We start from the raw sequence: 22,429 nt of genomic DNA on the forward strand, positions 1-22,429 counted from the left end.
GGAAGGGCTGCTATGCAGCGACAGCGCCTTCGCGCGCCGCGGCCCGCCATGCACCGGGTGCCATCCCTTTCTCGCGCTTGAAGGCTTTGCTGAACGCCGCCTCCGACTCGTAGCCCACCGCCCCTGCGATCGCGCCCAGGGCCGCGTTGCCTTGCCCCAGCATATTGCCGGCCTTGAACATGCGCCACTGCGTGAGGTACTCCAGCGGCGCCTGTCCCACCCGCTCGCGAAAACGCTGCGCGAAGGCCGAGCGCGACAGGCTCGCCGCGGAGGCAAGCGCCTCCACCGTCCAGTCGCGAGCGATGTCCTTGTGCATTGCGCGCAGGGCCGGGCCAATGCGCGCGTCGGCCAGCGCGACCAGCCAGCCCGTCTGCGATTCGCCGTTGGCCGCGACGTGCGCACGCACGGCCTGCACGAACACGATGTCGGCCAGCCGGCTCACGAGCAGGCTGGAGCCCAGGCCTGGCTCGCCGGTTTCCATGGCCAGCAGCTGCAGCGTGCCTTGCAGCGCAAGGGCGCGGGCCTGCTCCATCTTCACGTGCAGCAGCACCGGCAGCAGATCGAGCAGCGGCCGCGCGGCACGCTGGTCGAAGTGGAACCAGCCGCAGATCACCGAGGCCGCCGTGCCCGTGCCGCCGAGCTCCACCAGCCCGCCGATGCGGTCGCGCACGACCGAGGCGCAGCTCACAGTCGGTGTGTTCGGATGGTCGCGCAGGATGTAGGGCGTGCCGTGCGCCAGCACATAGCAGTCGCCGGCAGCCAGCGCCACGGGCTGCGCCACGCCCTCGACCTCCAGTAGACAGCCGCCGCGCACCACCAGCCCGAAGCGCGCGCTCTCGCCGCCCGCCAGGCTCACGCCCCAGGGCGCGCCGGCTTCGAGGCGCGCATACAAGGCGCTGCGCACGCGCATGGCGGCGAAGACGTCGTCGAGCGGATCCATGAAGACTCCTGTGGCGGTGGACGAATGGACAAGATTGTCGGCTTCTCAGGCATTCACTGTCCACAGACGGAGGCAGAAACTGCGGTCTCACTCTTCCCATACACAGAAACAGCAGGAGCAGACCATGAACGCCAGAACCGAACTTGCCGACCGCTACGTCGCCGTATGGAACGAACCCGATGCCGACGCGCGCCGCGCTGCCATCGCCAGCCTCTGGGTGCCCGATGGTGAGCACTACGTACGCACGCTGCAGGCCAAGGGCTATGAGGCGCTGCAGCAGCGAGTGACCGGCTCGCACGAGAAGAACGTGCGCGACGCTGGCTTCCGCTTCGTCTCCGCGGGCGACGCCCAGTTCCTGCACGACGCGGTGGTGTTCCATTGGCACATGGTCCCGGCCGCGGGCGGCCCGGTGGCTGCGCTCGGGCTGGAGTTTCTGGTGCTGGCCGAGGACGGCCGCATCGCCACGGACTACCAGTTCATCCTGCCGACGCCCGCTGCCTGAGCCGTGGCGATGACCTCCGGGGTCATTGCCGCCGTACCGCTTCCTCCCAACACTCGAGTCCATCATGACGCAGTCAAACATTGCTGCTTCGGCAGCAGCAGCATCGCTTTCTTCCACAGGCAGCCAGAGCACGGGCGCGACGAAGCCCGGGCGGCTGGGCCTGTGGGTCATGCTCAGCGGCACCTTCCTGGTGGTGCTGGACTTCTTCATCGTCAACGTCGCGCTTCCGTCCATGCAGCGCGAACTGCTGGCGAGCGCGGGCACCCTGCAACTGGTGGTGGCCGGCTACGGCCTGGCCACCGCTGCGGGCCTGATCACCGGCGGCCGGCTCGGCGACCTGTTCGGGCGCCGCCGCATGTTCATGCTGGGCCTGCTGCTGTTCACGCTGGCGTCGGCCGCCTGTGGCTTCGCACCGAATGCCGAACTGCTGGTGGCCGCGCGCGTGCTGCAGGGGCTGGCCGGCGCGCTGCTGCAACCGCAGGTGCTGGCGATGATCGGCCTGGCCTATACCGGCGAAGACCGGGCGCGTGCTTTCGCGGCGTATGGGCTCACGCTGGGGCTCGGTGCCACGCTCGGGCAACTGGTCGGCGGCTTGCTGATTCATGCCGATCTGGCGGGGCTCGGCTGGCGCAGCTGCTTCCTCATCAACGTGCCGATCGGCCTGCTGGCGCTGATGCTCGCACCGCGCGTCATTCCGCCGCTCACGAACAACGGCAACAGCAGGCTTGATCTCGTTGGCATGCTGCTGGTGGCCGCGGGTTCGGTGGCCGTGGTGCTGCCGCTGGTGGAAGGCCGCGAACAGGGCTGGCCACTGTGGAGCTGGGTGTGCCTTGCGGCGGCGCTGCCGCTGCTCGCAGCCTTTGCATATCAACAGCGCCGGCTCGCCGCGCGCGGCGGTGCGCCGCTCGTGGCACCGGCACTGCTGGCCAATGGCCGCTTCGTTACGGGCCTGCTCACCACGCTGGCCTTCTATGTGGGCAACGCCTCGCTGTACTTCGTGCTTGCGCTATATCTGCAGCAAGGCCTGGCGCTTGATGCGCTCACCTCGGGCGTCGTCTTCACGTCGCTGGCGGTAGGCTTCTTCGCGACGTCGATGGCGGGTGCGCGCCTCGCGCGCCGCTTCGGAGGCAAGCCGCCCATCGCGCTCGGCGCGCTGGTGCTGGCCGCGGGGCATGCACTGCAGTTCGTCAATGTGGCCGGATGGGCCGGGCATTCGCACGTCGTGGCGTGGATGGTGCCGCTGCTGCTGTTGCAAGGCGCGGGGCTCGGCATGGTGATGGCGCCGCTGGTGTCGACCGTGCTGGCCGGACTGCCACCGCAGCATGCGGGCGTGGCCTCGGGCGTGCTGTCGATGGTGCAGCAGGCGAGCAATGCGCTGGGCGTGGCGCTGATCGGCATCCTGTTCTACGGGCGGCTCGGCGAGGCGACGGACACGACCGGCTATTCGGGGGCGTTCGGTGTCGCGCTGTTGTACCTGATGGTGTCGGCCCTGGTGGTGGCTGTGCTGCATCGGCGAGGGAGCCGGCAGACCTGAGGCATGGAGGCCGTGCCAAACTCCTGACCGAACAACAGGAGCGACATGGCAACCGATCTGCAACAACTGATTCAGGCGCTCCGCGACTTCGCGCAAGCCCGCAACTGGGAGCAGTTCCACTCCCCCAAGAACCTCGCCTCGGCCCTTTCGGTCGAAGCCGCCGAGCTGCTCGAACATTTCCAGTGGCTCACCGAAGCACAGAGCCGCTCGCTGCCGGCCGACAAGCGCGCCGAGATCGGCACGGAGATCGCGGATGTCTTTCTTTATCTGCTGCAACTCGCCGACAAGCTCGGCATCGACGTGATCGAGGCGGCTAGAAGCAAGATGCTGGTCAACGCACAGAAGTACCCCGCGCCGCCGCCGTCAGCCTGAATACCTTCCGTGTACGCCACCCGGCGTATTTCCCCTTCCTGGTGCATTCCGCAGACTCCCTCCCACGCCAGCAAAGCGCTGGCGACAAGGTTCAACCAACCCGGAGCAGGAGTCCACATGCAACGTCGTTTCACACTCAAGGCGCTCACCGCCGCCGTCGCGCTGGCCAGCATTTCTGCTGCGCCCGCTTTCGCTGCCGACACCATCAAGGTCGGCGTGCTGCATTCGCTGTCGGGCACGATGGCCATTTCGGAAACCGTGCTGAAAGACACGGTGCTGATGGCCATCGACGACATCAACAAGAAGGGCGGCGTGCTGGGCAAGCAGCTCGAGCCCGTGGTGGTCGACCCCGCTTCCAACTGGCCCCTGTTCGCCGAGAAGACCAAGCAGCTGCTCGGCCAGGACAAGGTTTCGGTGATCTTCGGCTGCTGGACCTCGGTGTCGCGCAAGTCGGTGCTGCCGGTGGTCGAGGAAATGAACGGCCTGCTGTTCTACCCGGTGCAGTACGAGGGTGAAGAGCTCTCGAAGAACGTGTTCTACACGGGCGCCGCGCCCAACCAGCAAGCCATTCCGGCTGTCGACTACCTGATGAGCAAGGAAGGCGGCGGCGCCAAGCGCTGGGTGCTGCTGGGCACCGACTACGTGTACCCCCGCACCACCAACAAGATCCTGCGCGCCTACCTCAAGAGCAAGGGCGTGAAGGACACCGACATCGACGAGAAGTACACCCCCTTCGGCCACAGCGACTATCAGACCATCGTTGCCGACATCAAGAAGTTCTCGGCCGGCGGCAAGACTGCAGTGGTGTCGACCATCAACGGCGACTCCAACGTGCCCTTCTACAAGGAACTCGGCAACGCCGGCCTGAAGGCCAAGGACGTGCCCGTGGTTGCCTTCTCGGTGGGTGAAGAAGAGCTGCGCGGTGTGGACACCAAGCCGCTGGTCGGCCACCTGGCCGCATGGAACTACTTCATGTCGATCAAGAACCCGACCAACACGGCGTTCATCAAGCAGTGGAGCGACTACGCCAAGGCCAAGAACATCGCCGGTCACAAGGACAAGCCGCTCACCAACGACCCGATGGAAGCCACCTGGATCGGCATCCACATGTGGAAGCAGGCGGTCGAGAAGGCCAAGTCGACCGACACCGACAAGGTGATCGCCGCCATGGCCGGCCAGACCTTCACGGCCCCCTCGGGCATCGTCTCGAAGATGGACGAGAAGAACCATCACCTGCACAAGAGCGTGTTCATCGGCGAGATCAAGGCCGATGGTCAGTTCAACGTGGTATGGAAGACGCCGGGTCCGGTGAAGGCGAAGCCGTGGAGCCCGTATATCGAAGGCAACGACAAGAAGCCTGATTACCCGGCCGGCAAGTCGATGTAAGTGTGTTTCTCCCTCCCCCGCTGGGGGAGGGCAGGGGTGGGGGCTGACGGCGGTCGATTCGAGCACTGCGCTTGTACAGGCGCCGCGTGCCCCCACCCCAACCCTCCCCCAGTGGGGGAGGGAGCCAACCCAACTTCCATTCTCATGATGCTTCGACGAACCCTTCACTGCGCACTCGCCGCCATGCTCCTCATGGCATCGGCCGCCCACGCGCTGACCGCCGACGAAGCCCGGGCCATTGCCTCCGGCGAATCCGAAGCCCGCATCGACGCGCTCAACAAGGCCGTGCTCACGGCCGACGACAAGACCGCTGCCTTCATTCAGGCCATGTCCGACGACGCGGTCAAGTACACCGAAGACAAGGTCTTCGTGATGAAGGACGACAAAGGCTACGACCCCGTCACCGGCGCCGAGCTGAAGGTGCCCGACACCGCCGAGGACGTCGTCAACAACAACCTCATGCGCGGCGCGCTCGATGCCGCGCAGGCCGCGCTCAAGCTCACGAGCAAGGACGACGCTGTGCGCGCCGAAGCCGCGCAGGCGCTCTTCAAGGAGCCCGACGAATCGCGCGTGCCCATGGTCGAAAAGGCGCTGGCCGCCGAGACCAACCCCAAGATCAAGGCGCAGCTAGAACTGGTGCGCGCCGCCAGCATGCTCAACAGCGCCGACAAGGCCAAGCGCCTCGTCGCGGCCAAGGAGCTGGGCAACAACCGCAACCCCGACACCAAGCTGCTGCTCAACCAGCGCCTGGCCGACGAAACCGAGGCGGACGTCAAGGCCGCCATCGTCGCGTCCATTGCCAGCATCGACGGCGCGCTGGTCTGGGGCGACCGCATCAACGCCGTGTTCAGCGGCATCAGCCTGGGCTCGGTGCTGCTGCTGGCCGCGCTCGGCCTGGCCATCACCTACGGGCTGATGGGCGTGATCAACATGGCGCACGGCGAGCTGATGATGATCGGCGCCTACGCCACCTACGTGATGCAGGGCATCTTCCAGAAGTACGTGCCGGAGGCTGCCTTCGGCTTGTACCTTGTCGCGGCCATTCCGGTCTCGTTCCTCGCATCGGCACTCGTGGGCGCAGTGCTGGAGCGCGGCGTGATCCGCTTCCTCTACGGCCGGCCGCTCGAAACGCTGCTCGCCACCTGGGGCATCAGCCTGATGCTGCAGCAGCTCGTGCGCACGCTGTTCGGCGCGCAGAACGTCGGCGTCGAAAACCCCGGCTGGATGAGCGGTGGCTTCACCATGCTGAGCAACGTCACGCTGCCGTGGAACCGCATCTGCATCATCATCTTCGCCGCTCTGGTGTTGCTTGCGATGGGCTGGCTCATCGGCAAGACGCGCCTGGGCCTGTTCGTGCGCGGCGTCACGCAGAACCGGCCGATCGCCTCGTGCATGGGCGTGAACACTGCGCGCATCGACACCTACGCCTTCGCGCTCGGCTCCGGCATCGCCGGCCTTGCAGGCTGCGCGCTGAGCCAGATCGGCAACGTCGGCCCCGACCTGGGCCAGAGCTACATCGTCGACAGCTTCATGGTGGTCGTGATGGGCGGCGTCGGCCAGCTCGCGGGCACCGTGTATGCGGCGCTGGGGCTGGGCATTCTCAACAAGTTCATCGAAGGCTGGGCGGGCGCGGTGCTCGCGAAGATCGCTGTGCTTGTCTTCATCATCATCTTCATCCAGAAGCGGCCACAAGGCATCTTCGCAATGAAAGGCCGGAGCGCTGAGGCATGAGCAAGGTCGTACTTCCAACCAAGGGGCCGCTCTTGAGCGGCAAGGGCTGGACGGCCTTCTTCGTCGCGCTGATCGTGGTGTGCGCCGTGGCGCCGGTCCTGAACATCGTCGTGCCGGTCGACAGCCCGCTGCACATGAGCGACTACGCGGTGGCGCTGGTCGGCAAGATCATGTGCTACGCCATCTGCGCGCTGGCCATGGACCTGATTTGGGGCTACACCGGCATCCTCTCGCTGGGCCATGGCCTGTTCTTCGCGCTCGGCGGCTACATGATGGGCATGTACCTCATGCGCCAGATCGGCCGCGACGGCAACTACAAGAGCGACCTGCCCGACTTCATGGTGTTCCTCGACTGGAAGACGCTGCCCTGGCATTGGACCTTCAGCGACAGCTTCATTGCCACGCTGATATTGATCGTCGCGGTGCCTGGCCTCATTGCCTTCGTGTTCGGCTTCTTCGCCTTCCGCTCGCGCATCAAGGGCGTGTACTTCTCGATCATCACGCAGGCCATGACCTTTGCGGCCATGCTGCTGTTCTTCCGCAACGAGACGGGCTTCGGCGGCAACAATGGCTTCACGGATTTCAAGCGCATCCTGAATATTCCGATCGCCACGCAGGAAATGCGCATGACGCTGTTCGCGCTCACCGGCGCCACGCTGCTCGGCTTCTTCCTGTTCGCGAAGTGGCTCATCGGCAGCAAGTTCGGCCGCGTGCTGCAGGCCATTCGAGACGCCGAAACGCGCGTGATGTTCTCGGGCTACAACCCGCTGCCGTACAAGCTCACGATCTGGGTCATCTCCGCCATCATGTGCGGCGTGGCCGGCGCACTTTACGTGCCGCAGGTCGGCATCATCAACCCGGGCGAGATGAGCGCGGCCAACTCCATCGAGATCGCCATCTGGGCCGCAGTGGGCGGACGCGCGACGCTGATCGGCCCCATCATCGGCGCCTTCATCGTCAACGGCGCGAAGAGCTGGCTCACGGTGGCTTACCCCGAGTACTGGCTGTACTTCCTGGGTGCCTTGTTCATTGCTGTCACGCTGTTCCTGCCGAACGGCATCGTGGGGTTGGTGCGCAAGTGGGTGTCGAGGGAGAAGAAGCCTGCCGCACCGGCAGAGCCTGTACAGGAAGCACGGCGCTCGGTCGCGGCGGAGCAGGGCGTCGAGCCCGACGCCCTGGCCTCGCTGCCTGTGGACGCGAAGGGAGCACGCGCATGACGCCCGACCTGATGGAAGCCGGCGCAGAGCGCGCGGCACGCGCCAGCGGCATTCAATACGCGAGCGGCAACACCGAGTCGGGCGGCCGCGCTGCCGACTTCGGCCGACACGTCACGCCGGGCGAGGTCGACGTCACGCACGGCCGCATCCTGTACCTCGAAGACGTGAGCGTGAGCTTCGACGGCTTCAAGGCCATCAACAAGCTGTCACTCGACATCGCGCCGGGCGAGCTGCGCTGCATCATCGGCCCCAACGGTGCGGGCAAGACGACGATGATGGACATCATCACCGGCAAGACCCGGCCCGACGAGGGCACCGTGTTCTTCGGCAGCACCATCGACCTGCTGCGCCACCGCGAAGCGGACATCGCGCAACTGGGCATCGGCCGCAAGTTCCAGAAGCCAACAGTGTTCGAGCACCTGACCGTGTTCGAGAACCTCGAGCTCGCGCTGAAGACCAACAAGGGCGTGCGTGCCTCGATGCTCTTCAGGCTCGACTCGGCGCAAAGCGACCGCCTGGCCGAGGTGCTGGAGACCATCCACCTCGCCGACAGCGTCTCGCGCCTGGCCGGCAATCTGAGCCATGGCCAGAAGCAGTGGCTCGAAATCGGCATGCTGCTGATGCAAGACCCGAAGCTGCTGCTGCTCGACGAGCCCGTCGCAGGCATGACCGATGAAGAGACGGCTCGTACCGCAGAGCTGTTCCTCACGCTCAAGGGCAAGCATTCGCTGATGGTGGTGGAGCACGACATGAGCTTCATCCGCACCATCTCCGAGATCGTCACCGTGCTGTGCGACGGCTCCGTGCTGGCGCAAGGCACGCTGGACGAAGTGCAGTCCGACGAGCGTGTGATCGAGGTCTATCTGGGCCGCTGAGGAAAGAACGAAGCCATGCTGACAGTCAAGAACATCCACCAGTACTACGGCGGCTCCCACATCCTCAGAGACGTGAGCTTCGAGGCAACGCTCGGCAAGGTCACGGTATTGCTGGGCCGCAACGGCGTAGGCAAGACCACGCTGCTGAAGTCGCTCATGGGCCTGGTGCCCATCAAGAGCGGCAGCATCGAACTCGAAGGCAAGCCGATCCACAAGGCCACGCCTTACGACAGGGCAAGGGCCGGCATCGGCTTCGTCCCGCAGGGCCGCGAGATCTTCGCGCGGCTCACTGTCGAAGAAAACCTTCGCATGGGCCTTGCCTACAAGAGCGGCAGCACGCCCATTCCATCGGAACTGTTCGACCTGTTCCCCGTGCTCAAGCAGATGATCAACAGAAGAGGCGGCGACCTCTCCGGCGGGCAGCAGCAGCAGCTTGCGATTGCCCGGGCCCTCGCGCCCAAGCCCAAGCTGCTGATTCTCGACGAGCCCACTGAGGGCATCCAGCCCAGCATCATCAAGGACATTGGCCGTGTCATCCGCATGCTGGCCGACCGCGGCGACATGGCCATCGTGCTGTGCGAGCAGTACTACGACTTCGCCCAGGAACTGGCCGACGACTACCTCGTGATGGAGCGCGGCGAAGTCATTGCCCGCGGCCTTGGCAAGGACATGGAAGCCCAGGGCGTGCGCCAGCTCGTCGCCATCTGAACCCCTGGGGCAGGGCTTTGAAGCCCTGCCAGTACACGGCCTTGGGCAACCCCGTATCAGCGGAAATTCAGGGTTTACCCTAAAATTCGGCTTCTGCCCGCGGCCGCCGGGCACCTTCCCAGGAGCCTGGCCTTGAACGCCTCCCCACCCGCGCTGGACAGCGCGGACACCGACATTTCCGTTTCTTCTTCTCCCGCCGCACCCGTCAATTTCCTGCGCGCGGTGCTCGCACTCGGCGTCGGCGGCTTTGCCATCGGCACCGGCGAGTTCGTCATCATGGGCCTGCTGCCCGAAGTGGCGAAGGACATCGACGTCAGCATTCCCCAGGCCGGCCACGTCATCAGCGCCTACGCGCTCGGCGTGGTCATCGGCGCGCCCGTGCTCGCGGTGCTCGCCGCAGGCTGGCGCCGCCGCGCGCTGCTGATTGCGCTCATGGCCGTGTTCGCGGCCGGCAACTTCGCCAGCGCCGCAGCCCCCAACTATTTGCTGCTGAACCTGCTGCGCTTTGCCACCGGCCTGCCGCATGGCACCTACTTCGGCGTGGCTGCGCTCGTGGCCGCCACGCTCGCGCCACCGGGGCGGCGAGCACGCGCCGTGGGGCTCGTCATGCTGGGGCTCACCGGCGCCACGCTGGTCGGCGTGCCCATCGCCGCCTGGCTGGGCCAGATCTTCGGCTGGCGCGCCGCCTTCGTGTTCGTCGGCGTGATCGCGCTGGTGGCCATCGTGCTGCTTCGCCGCGACATCCCCGACCTCGCAGCGCCCGCAGGCGCCAGCCCGTGGCGCGAACTCGGCGCGCTCAAGCGCAAGCAGGTGTGGTTCACGCTCGGCATCGGCGCCATCGGCTTCGGCGGCATGTTCTCGGTGTTCAGCTATATCAAGCCCACGCTCATCGAAGTGGCCGGCATGCCGCTGGGCGGCGTGCCCTTCGTGCTGGCGCTGTTCGGGCTGGGCATGGTCACCGGCAACCTCGTGGGCTCGCGCCTGGCCGACAAGTCGCTCATGCGCACCATCGGTGGCCTGCTGGTCTACGCGGCGCTGGTGCTCGCGATGTTCACCTTCGCGGCGCACAACGTCTTTACCGCGGCGTTCAACGTGTTCCTCATCGGCACCACCGTGGCCATCGGCCCGGCGCTGCAGATCCGCCTGATGGACGTGGCCGGCGACGCGCAGACGCTCGCTGCCGCGCTCAATCACTCGGCCTTCAACATGGCCAACGCGCTCGGCGCGTGGCTCGGTGGCGTGGCCATTGCGGCTGGCCTTGGTTGGACCTCGACCGGCTGGGTCGGCGCCTTGCTGGCGCTGGCGGGCATGGGCGTGTTCGGCTGGGCGGTGATGAGCGCGCGCGCCGTCGCCCGCCCCGGCGCCGTTCAACGCTCCCCAAGCGCCTCGTAGAGCTTCGGCGTCTCGCCTGCAGGATTGCGCGGCCGTGTCTATGATGGCCGCCGCCCTTTCCTCATCCTCGCAGAGCGAAAACACCATGAGCATTCCCACCACCCGTCTCGGCCGCACCGGCCTGACCGTGTCCCGCCTTGCCCTCGGCACCATGACCTTTGGCCTGCAGACCGACGAGACGGTGTCGCACCAGATCCTCGACAAGGCGACCGAAGGCGGCATCAACTTTCTCGACACCGCTGACGTGTACCCGCTCGGCGGCACCGTCGAAACCACTGGCCGCACCGAAGAGATCATCGGCCGCTGGCTGCAGAAGCAGGGCCCCACGGGCCGCCGCCGCTTCGTCGTCGCCACCAAGGCGGTCGGCAAGGTCGGCCCCAACAGCTGGGACCAGGGCGCGTCGCGCAAGCACCTGCTCGACGCTATCGACGCTTCTCTCAAGCGGCTGCAGACCGACCACGTCGACCTGTACCAACTGCACAGCGACGACCGCGAGACGCCACTCGAAGAAAGCCTGGAAGCGCTCGACGTCATCGTGAAGTCGGGGCGCGCGCGCTACATCGGCGTGTCGAATTTCCTGGCTTACCGCTTGGCGCGCGCGCTGGGCAAGGCCGAGCTGCACAAGCTCACGCGCTATGTGTCAGTGCAGCCGCGCTACAGCCTGCTGTTCCGCGAGATCGAGCGCGAGCTGCTGCCGCTGGTGGGCGAGGAAGGGCTGGGCGTGATTCCCTACAACCCGCTGGCGGGTGGCCTGCTGACCGGCAAGTACAAGCCCGGTGCCAAGCCCGAGGAAAACACCCGCTTCACGCTCGGCACTGCGGGCAACATGTACCAGGACCGCTACTGGAACGAGCGCAGCTTCAACACCGTGACGCAGCTTCACAAGCTGGCGGATGAGGCGGGTGTGCCGCTGGCCACGCTGGCTGTGGCGTGGGTGATGGCGAATCCGCTGATCACCGCGCCGCTGCTCGGCGCGAGCCGGCCCGACCAACTCGATGCGACGCTGGCCGCCGCCGAATACAAGCTCGATCCGGCGCTGAAGCAGAAGCTCGACGAGCTGACCGCCGAGTACCGCAAGGGCGACGCCCCTCGCTGAACAGTCTTGCTCCCTCCCCCAGCGGGGGAGGGAGAAAAACCAGGAACACCGCGGAACCGGCTTTGCCGGGCCGCAGGTGTTGCCCCCGGTAGGGGGTTGGCGAAGCGACACGAAGTGCGCGCAGCCTGGGGGCGAGCCTAAAACTGTCAGAACTGTCAGTTAGTCGACAGCGAGGGGTTTGATGAGGGTGCCTAGAGTGCCTTCATCATGGTTCTTTCCGACGTACCTCCTCTTTCGCGCGCGGCCCTCGCGCTGGCCGTCCTGGTTCTCGCAGGCTGCGCCGTCGGCCCCGACTACGTCCGCCCGCAGATGGACGTGCCGGTCGCCTACAAGGAAACCGGCGGCCCCTGGAAAACCGCTGCCCCGCAGACCATCGACGCCAATCACCCCTGGTGGGACGCCTACGGCGACAGCACCCTCAGCGCGCTGATCGTGCAGGCCAACGCGGCCAACCAGAACATCCGCGTCGCCGAGGCGCAGTACCGCGAGGCGCAGGCCATCACCGCGGCAGCGCGCGCCAACTTCTTCCCGACCGTCGGCATCAACGCCGGAGCCACCCGTGCGCAGTCGAACAGCACCGGCACCGTCAAGCTAGGAACTACCGACACTCTGGGCCTCGCTGCAAGCTGGGAGCCCGACATCTGGGGCGCAGTGCGCCGCTCGGTCGAGGCCGGCAGCGCGAGCGAACAGGCCAGCGCCGACGATCTGGCCGGCGCGCGGCTCAGCATCCAGACCACGCTCGCGCAAGACTATTTGCAGATCCGCGTGATCGACCTGCAGCGCGACCTGTACGCCAGCACCACCACCGCCTACGCCAAGGCGCTCGAACTCACGCAGCACCAGTACGCGGCCGGCACAGTGCTGCGCTCCGACGTGGCACTGGCAGAAAGCCAGCTCAAGACGGCGCAGGCCCAGGCCGTGGATCTCGATGCCCAGCGCGCCCTGCTCGAACACGCCATCGCGGTGCTGACAGGGCAGGCGCCCGCGTCGTTCTCGCTGCCGCCGCTCGAGTCGTCGTCGCAGGCACCGACTGCCGAAACGCTTTCTTCGGCCGCCGCACTGCGCGTGCAACTGCCGGTCACTCCCGCTGGCCTGCCTTCGGAACTGCTCGAACGCCGCCCCGACATCGCCGGCGCCGAGCGCCGCGTGCAGGCAGCCAATGCCAACATCGGCGTGGCCAAGGCCGCGTACTTCCCGCAGATCGTGCTCAGCGCCAGCGGCGGCTTCAGCGCGGCCAGCCTTGCCTCGCTCTTCAACACGCCCAGCCGCGTGTGGTCGCTCGGCGCGGCGCTGGCGCAGACCGTGTTCGACGGTGGCCTGCGCAAGGCGCACAGCGACCAGGCCGTGGCCGCCTACGACGCCTCCGTTGCGCAATACAAGCAGACCGTGCTTGGCGGCTTCCAGCAGGTCGAAGACAACCTCGCCACCCTGCGCGTGCTCGACAGCGAATCCGCCCTGCAGGCCGATGCCGTGCGCGCCGCGCAACTCGCCGAGCGCCTGGCCCTGAGCCAGTACCGCGCCGGCACCGCCACCTACCTCAGCGTGGTAACGGCGCAGACGCTCTCGCTCACCAACCAGCGCACGGCTGCGCAGGTGCTCGGCCGCCAGCTGGCCGCCAGCGTCTCGCTGATCGCGGCCACGGGCGGCGGCTGGAGCGCCGCAGACGCTACCGCCGCCACTGCAGATGCCGCACAAAAGACTTCCGGAAATTGACGCCATGACGACGACCGCAGACACCACCACAACGCCCCCCCTGTTCCAACGCCGCTCCACCTGGCTCGCGGCCGCCACGCTCGTGGTCGTGCTGGGCGGCGGCGCCTGGGCGCTCACCCACCAGGCGGCCAACGCAGCCAAACCCGACGCACCCAAGACCCCGCCGGTGCAGGTGACCACCGCACGCGTCACGCCGCAGACCGTGCAGGTCTACCGCTCGGGCATCGGCACAGTTGCCTCGATGGCCACCGTTACCGTCAAGGCGCGCATCGATGGCCAGCTCGACAAGGTCGGCTTCGTCGAAGGGCAAGACGTGAAGGCCGGCCAGCTGCTCGCGCAGCTCGACCCGCGCACGCTGCAAGCTCAACTCGCGCAGGCGCAGGCCACCAAGGCCAAGGACCAGGCCACGCTCGTCAACGCCCGCGCCGACCTCAAGCGCTACACCACGCTGCTGTCGCAGGACGCCGCCACGCAGCAGCAGGTCGACACGCAGAAGGCCCTCGTCAACCAGCTCGAAGCCACTGTGCAGAACGATGCCGCGCAGGTGCAATTCGCCGAGGTGCAGCTGAGCTTCACGCGCATCTCGTCGCCCATGAACGGCCGCGTTGGCGCTCGTTTGGTGGACCCGGGCAACATCGTCCACGCAGCCGACACCAACGGCCTCGTCGTCATCAACCAGATCGACCCCATCGCCGTGCAGTTCACGCTGCCCGAAGACGCGGTGCAGGACATCAACCGCGTGCAGCAGCAAAGCGCGCAGCCGCTCTCGGTGGTGGCCTTTGACCGCAGCGGCGCGCAGATGCTGGGCACCGGCAAGCTGATCCTGCTGAACAACCAGATCGACACCACCAGCGGCACCGTGCAGCTCAAGGGCAGTTTCGCCAACCCGCAGCACACGCTGTGGCCCGGCCAGTACGTCAACGTGCGGCTGCAGCTCGACCGCCGGCCCGACTCGCTCACCGTGCCCGCCGCCGCCATCCAGCGCGGCCAGGACAGCACCTACGTCTGGGTGGTCGATGCCGAGAACAAGGCCGAGAACGTGCCCGTGCACGTGGTGCAGATCGCCGACGGCACAGCAGTTGTCGACAAGGGCCTGACGGCCGGCCAGCGCGTGGTGGTCGACGGCCAGTACAAGCTCAAGCCCGGCGTCACCATCATCGAGCCGCCGCCCGCCGCCAGGAATGCAGATGGCAAAGATGGCAAGAAGGCCGCCAGCGGGAGCAGCAATTGAGCATTTCCGCCGCATTCATCAAGCGCCCCATTGGCACCACGCTGCTGGCGCTGGCCATCCTGCTGGTCGGTGCGGCGGTGTTTCCGCTGCTGCCGGTGGCGCCGCTGCCGCAGGTCGACTTTCCGACCATCCAGGTTTCGGCCAGCTTGCCGGGCGCCAGTCCGGAGACCATGGCCTCCAACGTGGCGCAGCCGCTGGAGCGGCAGTTCTCGCTGATCGCGGGGCTGTCGCAGATGACATCGACCAGCGGCCTCGGCTCCACGCAGATCACGCTGCAGTTCGACCTCGACCGCAGCATCGACGCCGCCGCGCTCGACGTGCAGGCCGCCATCAACGCCTCCACCGGCCAGCTGCCCGCCAACCTGCCGAGCCCGCCCACCTTCCGCAAGGTGAACCCGGCCGACTCGCCCATTCTGATTCTGTCGGTGCAGTCGAAGACGCTGCCGCTCACCGAGGTGAACGACTACGCCGACAACATCCTTGCGCAGCAGATCTCGCAGATCTCCGGCGTGGGCCTGGTCAACATCGGTGGCGTGCAGAAGCCGGCCGTGCGCATCCAGGTCGACCCGGCCAAGCTCGCGGCGCTGGGCCTGAGCCTTGAGGACGTGCGCACCGTGCTCGCCTCGGCCACCGTCAACGCGCCCAAGGGCACCATCGACGGGCCCAACCAGAGCTTCACCGTCTACACCAACGACCAGCTGCTGAAGGCTCAGCCATGGAACGACGTGGTGCTGGCCTACCGCAACGGCGCGCCCATTCGCGTGCGCGACCTGGGCGTGGCGGTCGACGGCCCCGAGAACGCCAAAATCGCCGGCTGGGCCTACGCAGGCGCCGCCGCGCCCGAAGGCAGCAATGTGCAGAACGGCCGCTCCATCGTGCTCGCCATTACCAAGCAGCCCGGCGCCAACGTCATCGAAACGGTGGACCGCATCAACGCCGCGCTGCCGCGGTTGAAGGCGTCGATTCCGCCGACCGTGGATGTCAACGCCATCATCGACCGCACGCAGACCATTCGCGCCTCGGTCAAAGACGTCGAGTTCACGCTGCTGCTGACCATTGCGCTGGTGGTGGGCGTGATCTACGTGTTCTTGCGCAACGTGCCCGCCACGCTCATTCCCAGCGTGACCGTGCCGCTCGCGCTGCTAGGCACGGTCGCGGTGATGTACGTGCTGGGCTACAGCCTCGACAACCTCTCGCTCATGGCGCTGACCATCGCGGTCGGCTTCGTGGTGGACGACGCCATCGTGATGCTCGAGAACATCTACCGCTACGTGGAAGAGGGCATGTCGGCGGTCGAGGCCGCGTACAAGGGCGCGGGCGAAATCGGCTTCACCATCATCTCGATCTCGGTGTCGCTGGTGGCGGTGTTCATTCCACTGCTGCTCATGGGTGGCATCGTGGGGCGCCTCTTCCGCGAGTTCGCGGTGACGGTCACGTTGACCATCGTGGTGAGCGTGGTCATCTCGCTCACGCTCACGCCCATGCTGTGCTCGCGCTTCCTGAAGAACGAGCATGGCAGCAAGCACGGGCGCCTGTACCAGCTGTTCGAGCGCGGCTTCGACGCCATGCTCAATGGCTACAAGCGCGGGCTGCACGTGGTGCTCGACCACCAGTTCATCACGCTGATGGTGTTCATTGCCACGGTGGCCGCCACCGGCGTGCTGTTCGCGATCATTCCGAAGGGCTTCTTCCCGCAGCAGGACACCGGCTTCATCTCGGGCTTTGCAGAGTCGGCGCAAGACGCATCCTTCGCGTCGATGAACGCCCGCATGCTCGAGCTGGCCGACGTGGTGCGCAAAGACCCTGACGTGACCGGCTTCGGCATGAACGGCAGTTCGTCCACCTACAACACCGGCAACTTCTTCATCAGCCTGAAGCCGAAGGACGAAGGCCGCACCGCGACCGCCGACGAGATCATCACGCGCCTGCGCCCGCAGCTTGCCAAGGTGCAGGGCGTGAACCTGTTCCTGCAGGCCGGGCAAGATATTCGCGTGGGCGGGCGTTCTTCGCGCACGCAGTACCAGTACACGGTGACCGACGCCAACCTCGACGAGCTCAACACCTGGGCGCCGCAGTTGCTCGCGCGCTTCAAACAGCTTCCCGAGATCACCGACCTGGCCTCCGACCAGCAGAACGCCGCGGCGTCCGCCGTGCTCACCATCGACCGCGACCGCGCATCGAGCTTCGGCATAACGCCCGCCACCATCGACGCCACGCTGTACGACGCCATCGGCCAGCGCCAGGTGGCGCAGTACTTCACCCAGCTCAACAGCTACCACGTGGTGCTGGAGGTAACGCCCGAGCTGCAGCAAGACCCGTCGCTCTTCAGCAAGCTGTACCTCAATTCGCCGCTCACCGGCCAGCAGGTGCCGCTGTCGACCTTCGTGAAGGTGGACACCAGCAAGACGGCCTACCTGTCGATCAGCCACCAGGGGCAGTTCCCGGCGGTGACCATCTCGTTCAACCTCGCGCCGGGCCATGCGCTGGGTGATGCGGTGAACGCCATCAACAAGGCGCAGGCCGACATGGGGCTGCCGCAGTCGCTTACCGGTTCGTTCCAGGGCACGGCGCAGGCCTTTCAAGATTCGCTGGCCACGCAGCCCTACCTGATTGCGGCGGCGCTGGTGGCGGTGTACATCGTGCTGGGCCTGCTGTACGAGAGCTACATCCACCCGCTCACCATTCTGTCGACGCTGCCCTCGGCCGGCGTGGGTGCGCTGCTGATATTGATGGCGGGCGGCTACGACCTGAGCGTGATCGCGCTGATCGGCATCATCCTGCTGATCGGCATCGTGAAGAAGAACGGCATCATGATGATCGACTTCGCGCTCAAGGCCGAGCGCGAGCAGGGCATGTCGCCGCACGACGCCATCTACCAGGCCTGCCTGCTGCGCTTCCGCCCGATCATGATGACCACCATGTGTGCGCTGCTCTCGGGCCTGCCGCTGATGCTGGGCCACGGCTCGGGCTCCGAGCTGCGCCGGCCGCTGGGCTACGCGATGGTCGGCGGGCTGATACTCTCGCAGGCACTCACCCTGTTCACGACCCCGGTGGTCTACCTGTACCTCGACCGCGGCCACTACTGGTACATGCGCCGCAAGGAAGCGCGCAAGGCCCGCAAGGCTGCGAAGGAAGGCAAGGCCCCGGTGCCGGCCGAGGCGCACTGATGAGCGCCGGCTGACACCACAGGCAGGGACGGAGACAGAGACAAAAACGCCATGAAGATCCTGATAGTCGAAGACGAGCTGAGAACCGCGGACTACCTCTCCAAGGGGCTGACCGAGCAGGGCTGCGCCGTCGACATGGCGCACAACGGCATCGACGGCCAGCACCTGGCGCTCACGCACGACTACGACGTGATCGTGCTCGACGTGATGCTGCCCGGGCAGGACGGCTTCTCGGTGCTGCGCGCGCTGCGTGCCGTGAAGCAGACGCCGGTCATCATGCTCACCGCGCGCGACAGCGTGGAAGACCGCATCAAGGGCCTGCACGAAGGCGCGGACGACTACCTCGTCAAGCCCTTCTCGTTTCTCGAACTGCTGGCGCGGCTGCAGGCGCTGAACCGGCGCGGCCGCAAGCAGGAGCCGATGCAGCTGCGCATTGCCGACCTGCAGATCGACCTGCTTGCGCGCAAGGCTTTTCGTGGCAGTGGTGGCGGCAACACCCGCATCGACCTCACGGCCAAGGAGTTCGCGCTGCTGGCCGTGCTGGCAAGGCGCCAGGGCGAAATCTTGTCGAAGACCGCCATTGCCGAGCTGGTGTGGGACATGAACTTCGACAGCAACACCAACGTGGTCGAGGTGGCCATCAAGCGGCTGCGCGACAAGATCGACGTGCCCTTCAGCCCGAAGCTGCTGCACACCATCCGCGGCATGGGCTACGTGATGGAAGTGCGCGACAGCGAGAACACCGCCGGCGGGGAGGGCGCGGCACCGTGAAGCGCTCGATCACCGCGCGGCTGGTCATCATGTTCGCCGCGGCGGCGCTCGGGGCCTTTGCGCTGACCGGCTTCGCACTGCACAGGGTGCTGATTCGCGAGCTGGACCGGCACCAGTACGAAGAGCTCGACACCACGCTCAAGAGCCTGCAGTTCTGGATCAAGGCCATCGACACCCCCGAGCGCTGGACCCGCGTGCAGGCGCGCATGGACGCACTCACGCCAGAGGACGGCAGCGTGCGCTTCTGGGTGCTCAGCGACGATCCGCGCTTTCAGTACGGCAAGGGCCTGGCCGAAATAGACGGCCTCACGCGCGAGGCCAACGGCCACACCAGCAGCGTCGTGCTGCCAGGGCAGGAGAGGCCGTTTCGCACGCTGTCCGTGCACATCGAGCCCCACGCGCAGCGGCCGGCCGTGCGGTTGATCGTCGGGCGCAACACCGAGCCTTATGCGCGCACGCGCCAGACCTTTCTGACCGCGCTGGCCGCGCTTGGGCTGGGGTCGGTGCTGGTGGTGGCCATTGCCGGCTACTGGATCGCGCGGGTGGGGTTGCGGCCGCTGGAGCGGCTTTCGGCCGAGGCGCAGGCGCTGCGGCCCAAGACCTTGTCGCAGCGGCTGCAGTCAGGGGCCTTGCCGGTCGAGCTCTCGGCGCTGGCCGAGGCCTTCAATGGCGCACTGAACCGGCTCGAAGAGGCCTACGGCCAGCTCGAATCGTTCAATGCCGACGTGGCGCACGAACTGCGCACGCCGCTGGCCAACCTCATCGGCAGCACGCAGGTGGCGCTGTCGCGCCAGCGCAGCGCGGGCGAGTTCCAGGAGGTGCTGCAGGCCAACCTCGAAGACCTGGAACGCGTGCGCTCCATCGTCAACGACATGCTGTTCCTCGCGCGCGCCGACCGCGGCGAAGTGGCGACCGGGCTGGTGCTAACGCCCGTGGCGCAGGAAGTGCGCAAGACCATCGAGTTCTTCGAGTTCGTGCTCGACGAGACGCGTGCGCAGGTCGCCATCGAAGGCGACGTGCTGGCCGAGGCGCGGCTTGAGAGCGCGCTGTTCCGCCGAGCCATGTCGAACCTGCTGCAGAACGCCATCGAGCATTCGAAGCCGGGGGCGCAGATCGCCGTCACGCTGCGCGAAGAAGCCGCCTCGACGTGGATCACCGTGTCGAACCCGGGCGCGCCCATCGACGAGCAGCATCTGCAGCACCTGTTCGACCGGTTCTACCGCGTCGATGCCGCGCGCAACGACGGCGGCGAGCACCATGGCCACGGGCTGGGGCTGGCCATCGTGAGGGCGGTGGCGAGCATGCACGGAGGGCAGGTTTGCGCATCGAGCGAGGGTGGCCTGAACACCTTTGGTTTCAGCGTGGCACGCCCCCCTGAAAAGCTCGCTGGCTGAAGCCGCCCGGCAATGGCCTGTGCCCAGTACGTTCTTGGGCCATGCCCGAGAATCGCGGTTCGCATGAACCGCACGCAACCCCCGCTACTACCGGTATCCGGACAACCAAGGCAGCCATGGCGCAGCTGATGTCCCTGCTCGTGCAGAACGCGATCCTGGTGGTGTTTGCCGCCAGTTTTGCCGCACGCCTTGGGCTGCCCGTGCCGGCGGCGGCGGTGCTGGTGGTAACGGGCGCGCTGCTGGCGGCGGGCGATGTTTCGGTGCCCGGCGTGGTGATGGCCGCGGTCATTGCCAACCTGCTGGGCGATGGCGCCTGGTTCTATGCCGGGCGGCGCTTCGGCTACCGCTTCATGCGGCTGCTGTGCCGCATCTCTCTGTCGCCCGACACCTGCGTGCGGCGCGGCGAATCGCTCATTACCGACTGGGGCGGCCTGTCGCTCGTGGCCGCCAAGTTCGTGCCGGGCGTGTCGGTGGTGGCACCGCCCATGGCGGGGGCGCTGGGCATGTCGGTGCGGCGCTTCATCGGCTTCGACATTGGCGCGGCGCTGGTCTGGACGGGCCTCTTCCTCGGGCTGGGCTGGGTGTTCCGCAACCAGATCCAGGAAGTGCTGGCCGTCATGGCGCAGGCAGGCGGCATCGCCACTGCTGCGCTGGGCGTGCTGCTGCTGGTGATCCTCGCAGTGCGCTACTGGCGCCGGCGCGCCTTCATGCGGCTCACGGGCATGCCGCGCATCTCGGTGGAAGAGCTGCACGAGCTGCTGAGCGGGGAAGAGCCGCCGCTGGTGATCGACGTGCGCGGCAAGGCCGGCATGCAGGTCGACCCGCGCCGCATTCCGGGCGCAGAGGCATACACGCTCAAGGCGCTGCAGCAACGCAGCCTCGACCTGTCGCATGCCTCCGGGCGCGTCGTGGTGCTGTACTGCAATTGCCCCAACGAGGTGTCGGCCGCGCAGGCCGCGCGCGTGCTGCTGGCGCGCGGTGCGCGGCGGGCCCTGCCGCTGACCGGTGGGCTCGATGCATGGGTGGCCTCGGGCCGGCCCACCAGCGTGGACTGACCTCGCGCCTGCAGAAATCGGCCTTGCGTGCTAAGGTGCCCGGGCTCCGGGTTAACCCCTAAGTCCGTCCCTCCCTCGCAACTGGCAACCGGGATTCCTCGTGTCTTCTTCCGCTCCCACAGCCTCTCCGGCCACCACGGCCACCGCGACCGCAACAGGCCTCACGCCCACGCTCACGCTGGTCTTCGCCATCGCCTGCGGCCTGTGCGTGGCCAACATCTACTACGCCCAGCCGCTGATCGGCCCCATCTCCGACACGCTGCAGCTGCACGCCGGGCTGGCCGGCCTGATCATGACGCTGACTCAACTCGGCTACGGCGCAGGCCTGCTGCTGCTGGTGCCGCTGGCCGACGTGGTCGAGAACCGCAGGCTCATCGTCGGCGCGCTGGTCGGCGCGGTGATCGGGCTGGTGGGCATTGCGCTGTCCGACTCGGCAGTCACCTTCCTGGCGGCCTCTTTCGTGGTTGGCGCATGCGCGGTCGCGGCGCAGGTGCTGCTGCCCTTTGCCTCGCACCTTGCGCCGGAGGCCACGCGCGGCAAGGTGGTCGGCAACATCATGGCCGGCCTGCTGGGCGGGATCATGCTGGCGCGGCCCTTTGCCAGCGTGGTGGCGTCGGCGCTGGGCTGGCGTGCGGTGTTCTGGCTGTCGGCCGTGCTGATGGCCACCCTCATCGCCGTGCTGTGGCGCGTGCTGCCACAGCGGCGGCCGCATGCCTCGGTGGGCTATGCGCGCACCATGGCCTCGCTGCCCGGCATCGTGTGGAACACGCCGCTGCTGCGCCGGCGCGGCTTCTACCAGGGGATGATGTTCTCCGGCTTCCAGGCCTTCTGGACGGCCGTGCCGCTGGCGCTGGTGCACGAGTTCGGCATGGGGCAGCGCGGCATTGCATTGTTCGCACTGGCCGGTGCTGCCGGCGCGCTGATGGCGCCGCTGGCGGGCCGGCTGGCCGACAGGGGGCTGACGCGGCCCGCCACCGGGGCTGCCATCGTCGTTGCGCTGCTTTCCTTCGTGCTCGGCGCAATCGCCATGCACTACCACTCGCTGGTCGGGCTGGTCGCGGCGGGCATCCTGCTCGATGGGGCGGTGCAGCTTTGCCAGGTGCTCAACTTCCGCAGCCTCTTCATGCTGGCGCCGGAGCTGCGCGGTCGGCTCAACGGGTTGTTCATGACCTTCATCTTCATCTGCGCCGCGGTGGCCTCGGGCATTGCGGCGGCCGTGTACGCCTTCCACGGATGGAGCGGCCTGTGCCTGCTGGGCGGCGGTTATGTGCTGCTGGCGCTGCTCTACTACGCGACCGAGTTCCGGCGCAGCGCGGTGCCCGCGGCTGTCGGCAGCTGAAGCCCT

Annotated in this window: 18 protein-coding genes; 17 read left to right on the forward strand and 1 reads right to left on the reverse strand. The window is 67.1% G+C overall.

The genetic code is table 11. The annotated features are described in order from the left end of the window. Positions 1-10 precede the first annotated feature (10 nt). Entirely contained in the window at positions 11-940 is a 930-nt protein-coding gene (locus ACSFBF_RS12625; protein WP_435467341.1) for an AraC family transcriptional regulator, read from the reverse strand. 124 nt (positions 941-1,064) lie between these two features. On the opposite strand from ACSFBF_RS12625, the gene ACSFBF_RS12630 reads away from it, so the two are divergent. The 17 genes from ACSFBF_RS12630 to ACSFBF_RS12710 all read left to right on the forward strand — a co-directional run bounded on the left by ACSFBF_RS12630 (position 1,065) and on the right by ACSFBF_RS12710 (position 22,423). After that, complete coding sequence (locus ACSFBF_RS12630) at positions 1,065-1,442, forward strand: nuclear transport factor 2 family protein (RefSeq protein ID WP_435467343.1); 378 nt, start codon at positions 1,065-1,067, stop codon at positions 1,440-1,442. A gap of 64 nt (positions 1,443-1,506) precedes the next feature. Next, positions 1,507-2,976: an MFS transporter gene (locus ACSFBF_RS12635; RefSeq protein WP_435467345.1), complete on the forward strand. Its 1,470-nt coding sequence runs from the start codon at positions 1,507-1,509 to the stop codon at positions 2,974-2,976. A 45-nt stretch (positions 2,977-3,021) separates the two neighbouring features. Beyond that, positions 3,022-3,348 carry a nucleotide pyrophosphohydrolase gene (locus ACSFBF_RS12640; protein ID WP_435467347.1) on the forward strand — a complete coding sequence of 109 codons (327 nt, stop codon included), beginning with the start codon at positions 3,022-3,024 and terminating at the stop codon, positions 3,346-3,348. 117 nt (positions 3,349-3,465) lie between these two features. Further along, a complete protein-coding gene (gene urtA, locus ACSFBF_RS12645; protein WP_093058616.1) occupies positions 3,466-4,734 on the forward strand; it encodes an urea ABC transporter substrate-binding protein in 1,269 nt (422 codons plus the stop codon). 183 nt (positions 4,735-4,917) lie between these two features. Beyond that, positions 4,918-6,465 carry an urea ABC transporter permease subunit UrtB gene (urtB, locus tag ACSFBF_RS12650; RefSeq protein ID WP_435467349.1) on the forward strand — a complete coding sequence of 516 codons (1,548 nt, stop codon included), beginning with the start codon at positions 4,918-4,920 and terminating at the stop codon, positions 6,463-6,465. After that, entirely contained in the window at positions 6,462-7,682 is a 1,221-nt protein-coding gene (gene urtC / locus ACSFBF_RS12655) for an urea ABC transporter permease subunit UrtC (RefSeq protein ID WP_435467351.1), read from the forward strand. The genes urtB and urtC overlap by 4 nt, the downstream gene beginning before the upstream one ends. After that, the gene (urtD, locus tag ACSFBF_RS12660; RefSeq protein ID WP_435467353.1) at positions 7,679-8,557 is read left to right on the forward strand and encodes an urea ABC transporter ATP-binding protein UrtD; all 879 of its coding nucleotides are present in this window, start codon (positions 7,679-7,681) and stop codon (positions 8,555-8,557) included. Before urtC ends, urtD begins: the two co-directional genes overlap by 4 nt. Before the next feature lie 15 nt (positions 8,558-8,572). Then, positions 8,573-9,265: an urea ABC transporter ATP-binding subunit UrtE gene (gene urtE / locus ACSFBF_RS12665; protein ID WP_015866784.1), complete on the forward strand. Its 693-nt coding sequence runs from the start codon at positions 8,573-8,575 to the stop codon at positions 9,263-9,265. Between the two features lie 132 nt (positions 9,266-9,397). Beyond that, entirely contained in the window at positions 9,398-10,657 is a 1,260-nt protein-coding gene (locus ACSFBF_RS12670; protein ID WP_435467356.1) for an MFS transporter, read from the forward strand. Between the two features lie 85 nt (positions 10,658-10,742). Further along, positions 10,743-11,753, forward strand: a complete 1,011-nt coding sequence (locus ACSFBF_RS12675; RefSeq protein ID WP_435467358.1) for an aldo/keto reductase — start codon at positions 10,743-10,745, stop codon at positions 11,751-11,753. A 207-nt stretch (positions 11,754-11,960) separates the two neighbouring features. Continuing rightward, positions 11,961-13,466 (forward strand): efflux transporter outer membrane subunit, encoded by a 1,506-nt coding sequence (locus ACSFBF_RS12680; protein WP_435467360.1) that lies wholly within the window; start codon positions 11,961-11,963, stop codon positions 13,464-13,466. 4 nt (positions 13,467-13,470) lie between these two features. Further along, complete coding sequence (locus ACSFBF_RS12685; RefSeq protein WP_435467362.1) at positions 13,471-14,697, forward strand: efflux RND transporter periplasmic adaptor subunit; 1,227 nt, start codon at positions 13,471-13,473, stop codon at positions 14,695-14,697. Further along, positions 14,694-17,864 carry an efflux RND transporter permease subunit gene (locus tag ACSFBF_RS12690; RefSeq protein WP_435467364.1) on the forward strand — a complete coding sequence of 1,057 codons (3,171 nt, stop codon included), beginning with the start codon at positions 14,694-14,696 and terminating at the stop codon, positions 17,862-17,864. The genes ACSFBF_RS12685 and ACSFBF_RS12690 overlap by 4 nt, the downstream gene beginning before the upstream one ends. A 51-nt stretch (positions 17,865-17,915) precedes the next feature. After that, positions 17,916-18,635 (forward strand): heavy metal response regulator transcription factor, encoded by a 720-nt coding sequence (locus ACSFBF_RS12695; RefSeq protein ID WP_435467366.1) that lies wholly within the window; start codon positions 17,916-17,918, stop codon positions 18,633-18,635. After that, positions 18,632-20,029: a heavy metal sensor histidine kinase gene (locus tag ACSFBF_RS12700; protein WP_435467368.1), complete on the forward strand. Its 1,398-nt coding sequence runs from the start codon at positions 18,632-18,634 to the stop codon at positions 20,027-20,029. Before ACSFBF_RS12695 ends, ACSFBF_RS12700 begins: the two co-directional genes overlap by 4 nt. 128 nt (positions 20,030-20,157) lie before the next feature. Continuing rightward, a complete protein-coding gene (locus ACSFBF_RS12705) occupies positions 20,158-21,084 on the forward strand; it encodes a VTT domain-containing protein (RefSeq protein WP_435467370.1) in 927 nt (308 codons plus the stop codon). A gap of 100 nt (positions 21,085-21,184) precedes the next feature. Continuing rightward, positions 21,185-22,423: an MFS transporter gene (locus tag ACSFBF_RS12710; protein ID WP_435467372.1), complete on the forward strand. Its 1,239-nt coding sequence runs from the start codon at positions 21,185-21,187 to the stop codon at positions 22,421-22,423. Positions 22,424-22,429: the final 6 nt, after the last annotated feature.

Source organism: Variovorax nivicola, from assembly GCF_051216475.1.
Classification (GTDB): Bacteria; Pseudomonadota; Gammaproteobacteria; order Burkholderiales; family Burkholderiaceae_C; genus Variovorax.

Bases quoted from the DNA above. Each gene is read 5' to 3' on its own strand.
- ACSFBF_RS12630 (WP_435467343.1), top strand. From the start codon at position 1,065: ATGAACGCCAGAACCGAACTTGCCGACCGCTACGTCGCCGTATGGAAC.
- urtA (WP_093058616.1), top strand. From the start codon at position 3,466: ATGCAACGTCGTTTCACACTCAAGGCGCTCACCGCCGCCGTCGCGCTG.
- urtB (WP_435467349.1), top strand. From the start codon at position 4,918: ATGCTCCTCATGGCATCGGCCGCCCACGCGCTGACCGCCGACGAAGCC.
- ACSFBF_RS12705 (WP_435467370.1), top strand. From the start codon at position 20,158: ATGTCCCTGCTCGTGCAGAACGCGATCCTGGTGGTGTTTGCCGCCAGT.
- ACSFBF_RS12635 (WP_435467345.1), top strand. From the start codon at position 1,507: ATGACGCAGTCAAACATTGCTGCTTCGGCAGCAGCAGCATCGCTTTCT.
- ACSFBF_RS12685 (WP_435467362.1), top strand. From the start codon at position 13,471: ATGACGACGACCGCAGACACCACCACAACGCCCCCCCTGTTCCAACGC.
- ACSFBF_RS12695 (WP_435467366.1), top strand. From the start codon at position 17,916: ATGAAGATCCTGATAGTCGAAGACGAGCTGAGAACCGCGGACTACCTC.
- ACSFBF_RS12680 (WP_435467360.1), top strand. From the start codon at position 11,961: ATGGTTCTTTCCGACGTACCTCCTCTTTCGCGCGCGGCCCTCGCGCTG.
- ACSFBF_RS12625 (WP_435467341.1), bottom strand. From the start codon at position 940: ATGGATCCGCTCGACGACGTCTTCGCCGCCATGCGCGTGCGCAGCGCC.
- ACSFBF_RS12675 (WP_435467358.1), top strand. From the start codon at position 10,743: ATGAGCATTCCCACCACCCGTCTCGGCCGCACCGGCCTGACCGTGTCC.
- urtC (WP_435467351.1), top strand. From the start codon at position 6,462: ATGAGCAAGGTCGTACTTCCAACCAAGGGGCCGCTCTTGAGCGGCAAG.
- ACSFBF_RS12640 (WP_435467347.1), top strand. From the start codon at position 3,022: ATGGCAACCGATCTGCAACAACTGATTCAGGCGCTCCGCGACTTCGCG.
- urtD (WP_435467353.1), top strand. From the start codon at position 7,679: ATGACGCCCGACCTGATGGAAGCCGGCGCAGAGCGCGCGGCACGCGCC.
- urtE (WP_015866784.1), top strand. From the start codon at position 8,573: ATGCTGACAGTCAAGAACATCCACCAGTACTACGGCGGCTCCCACATC.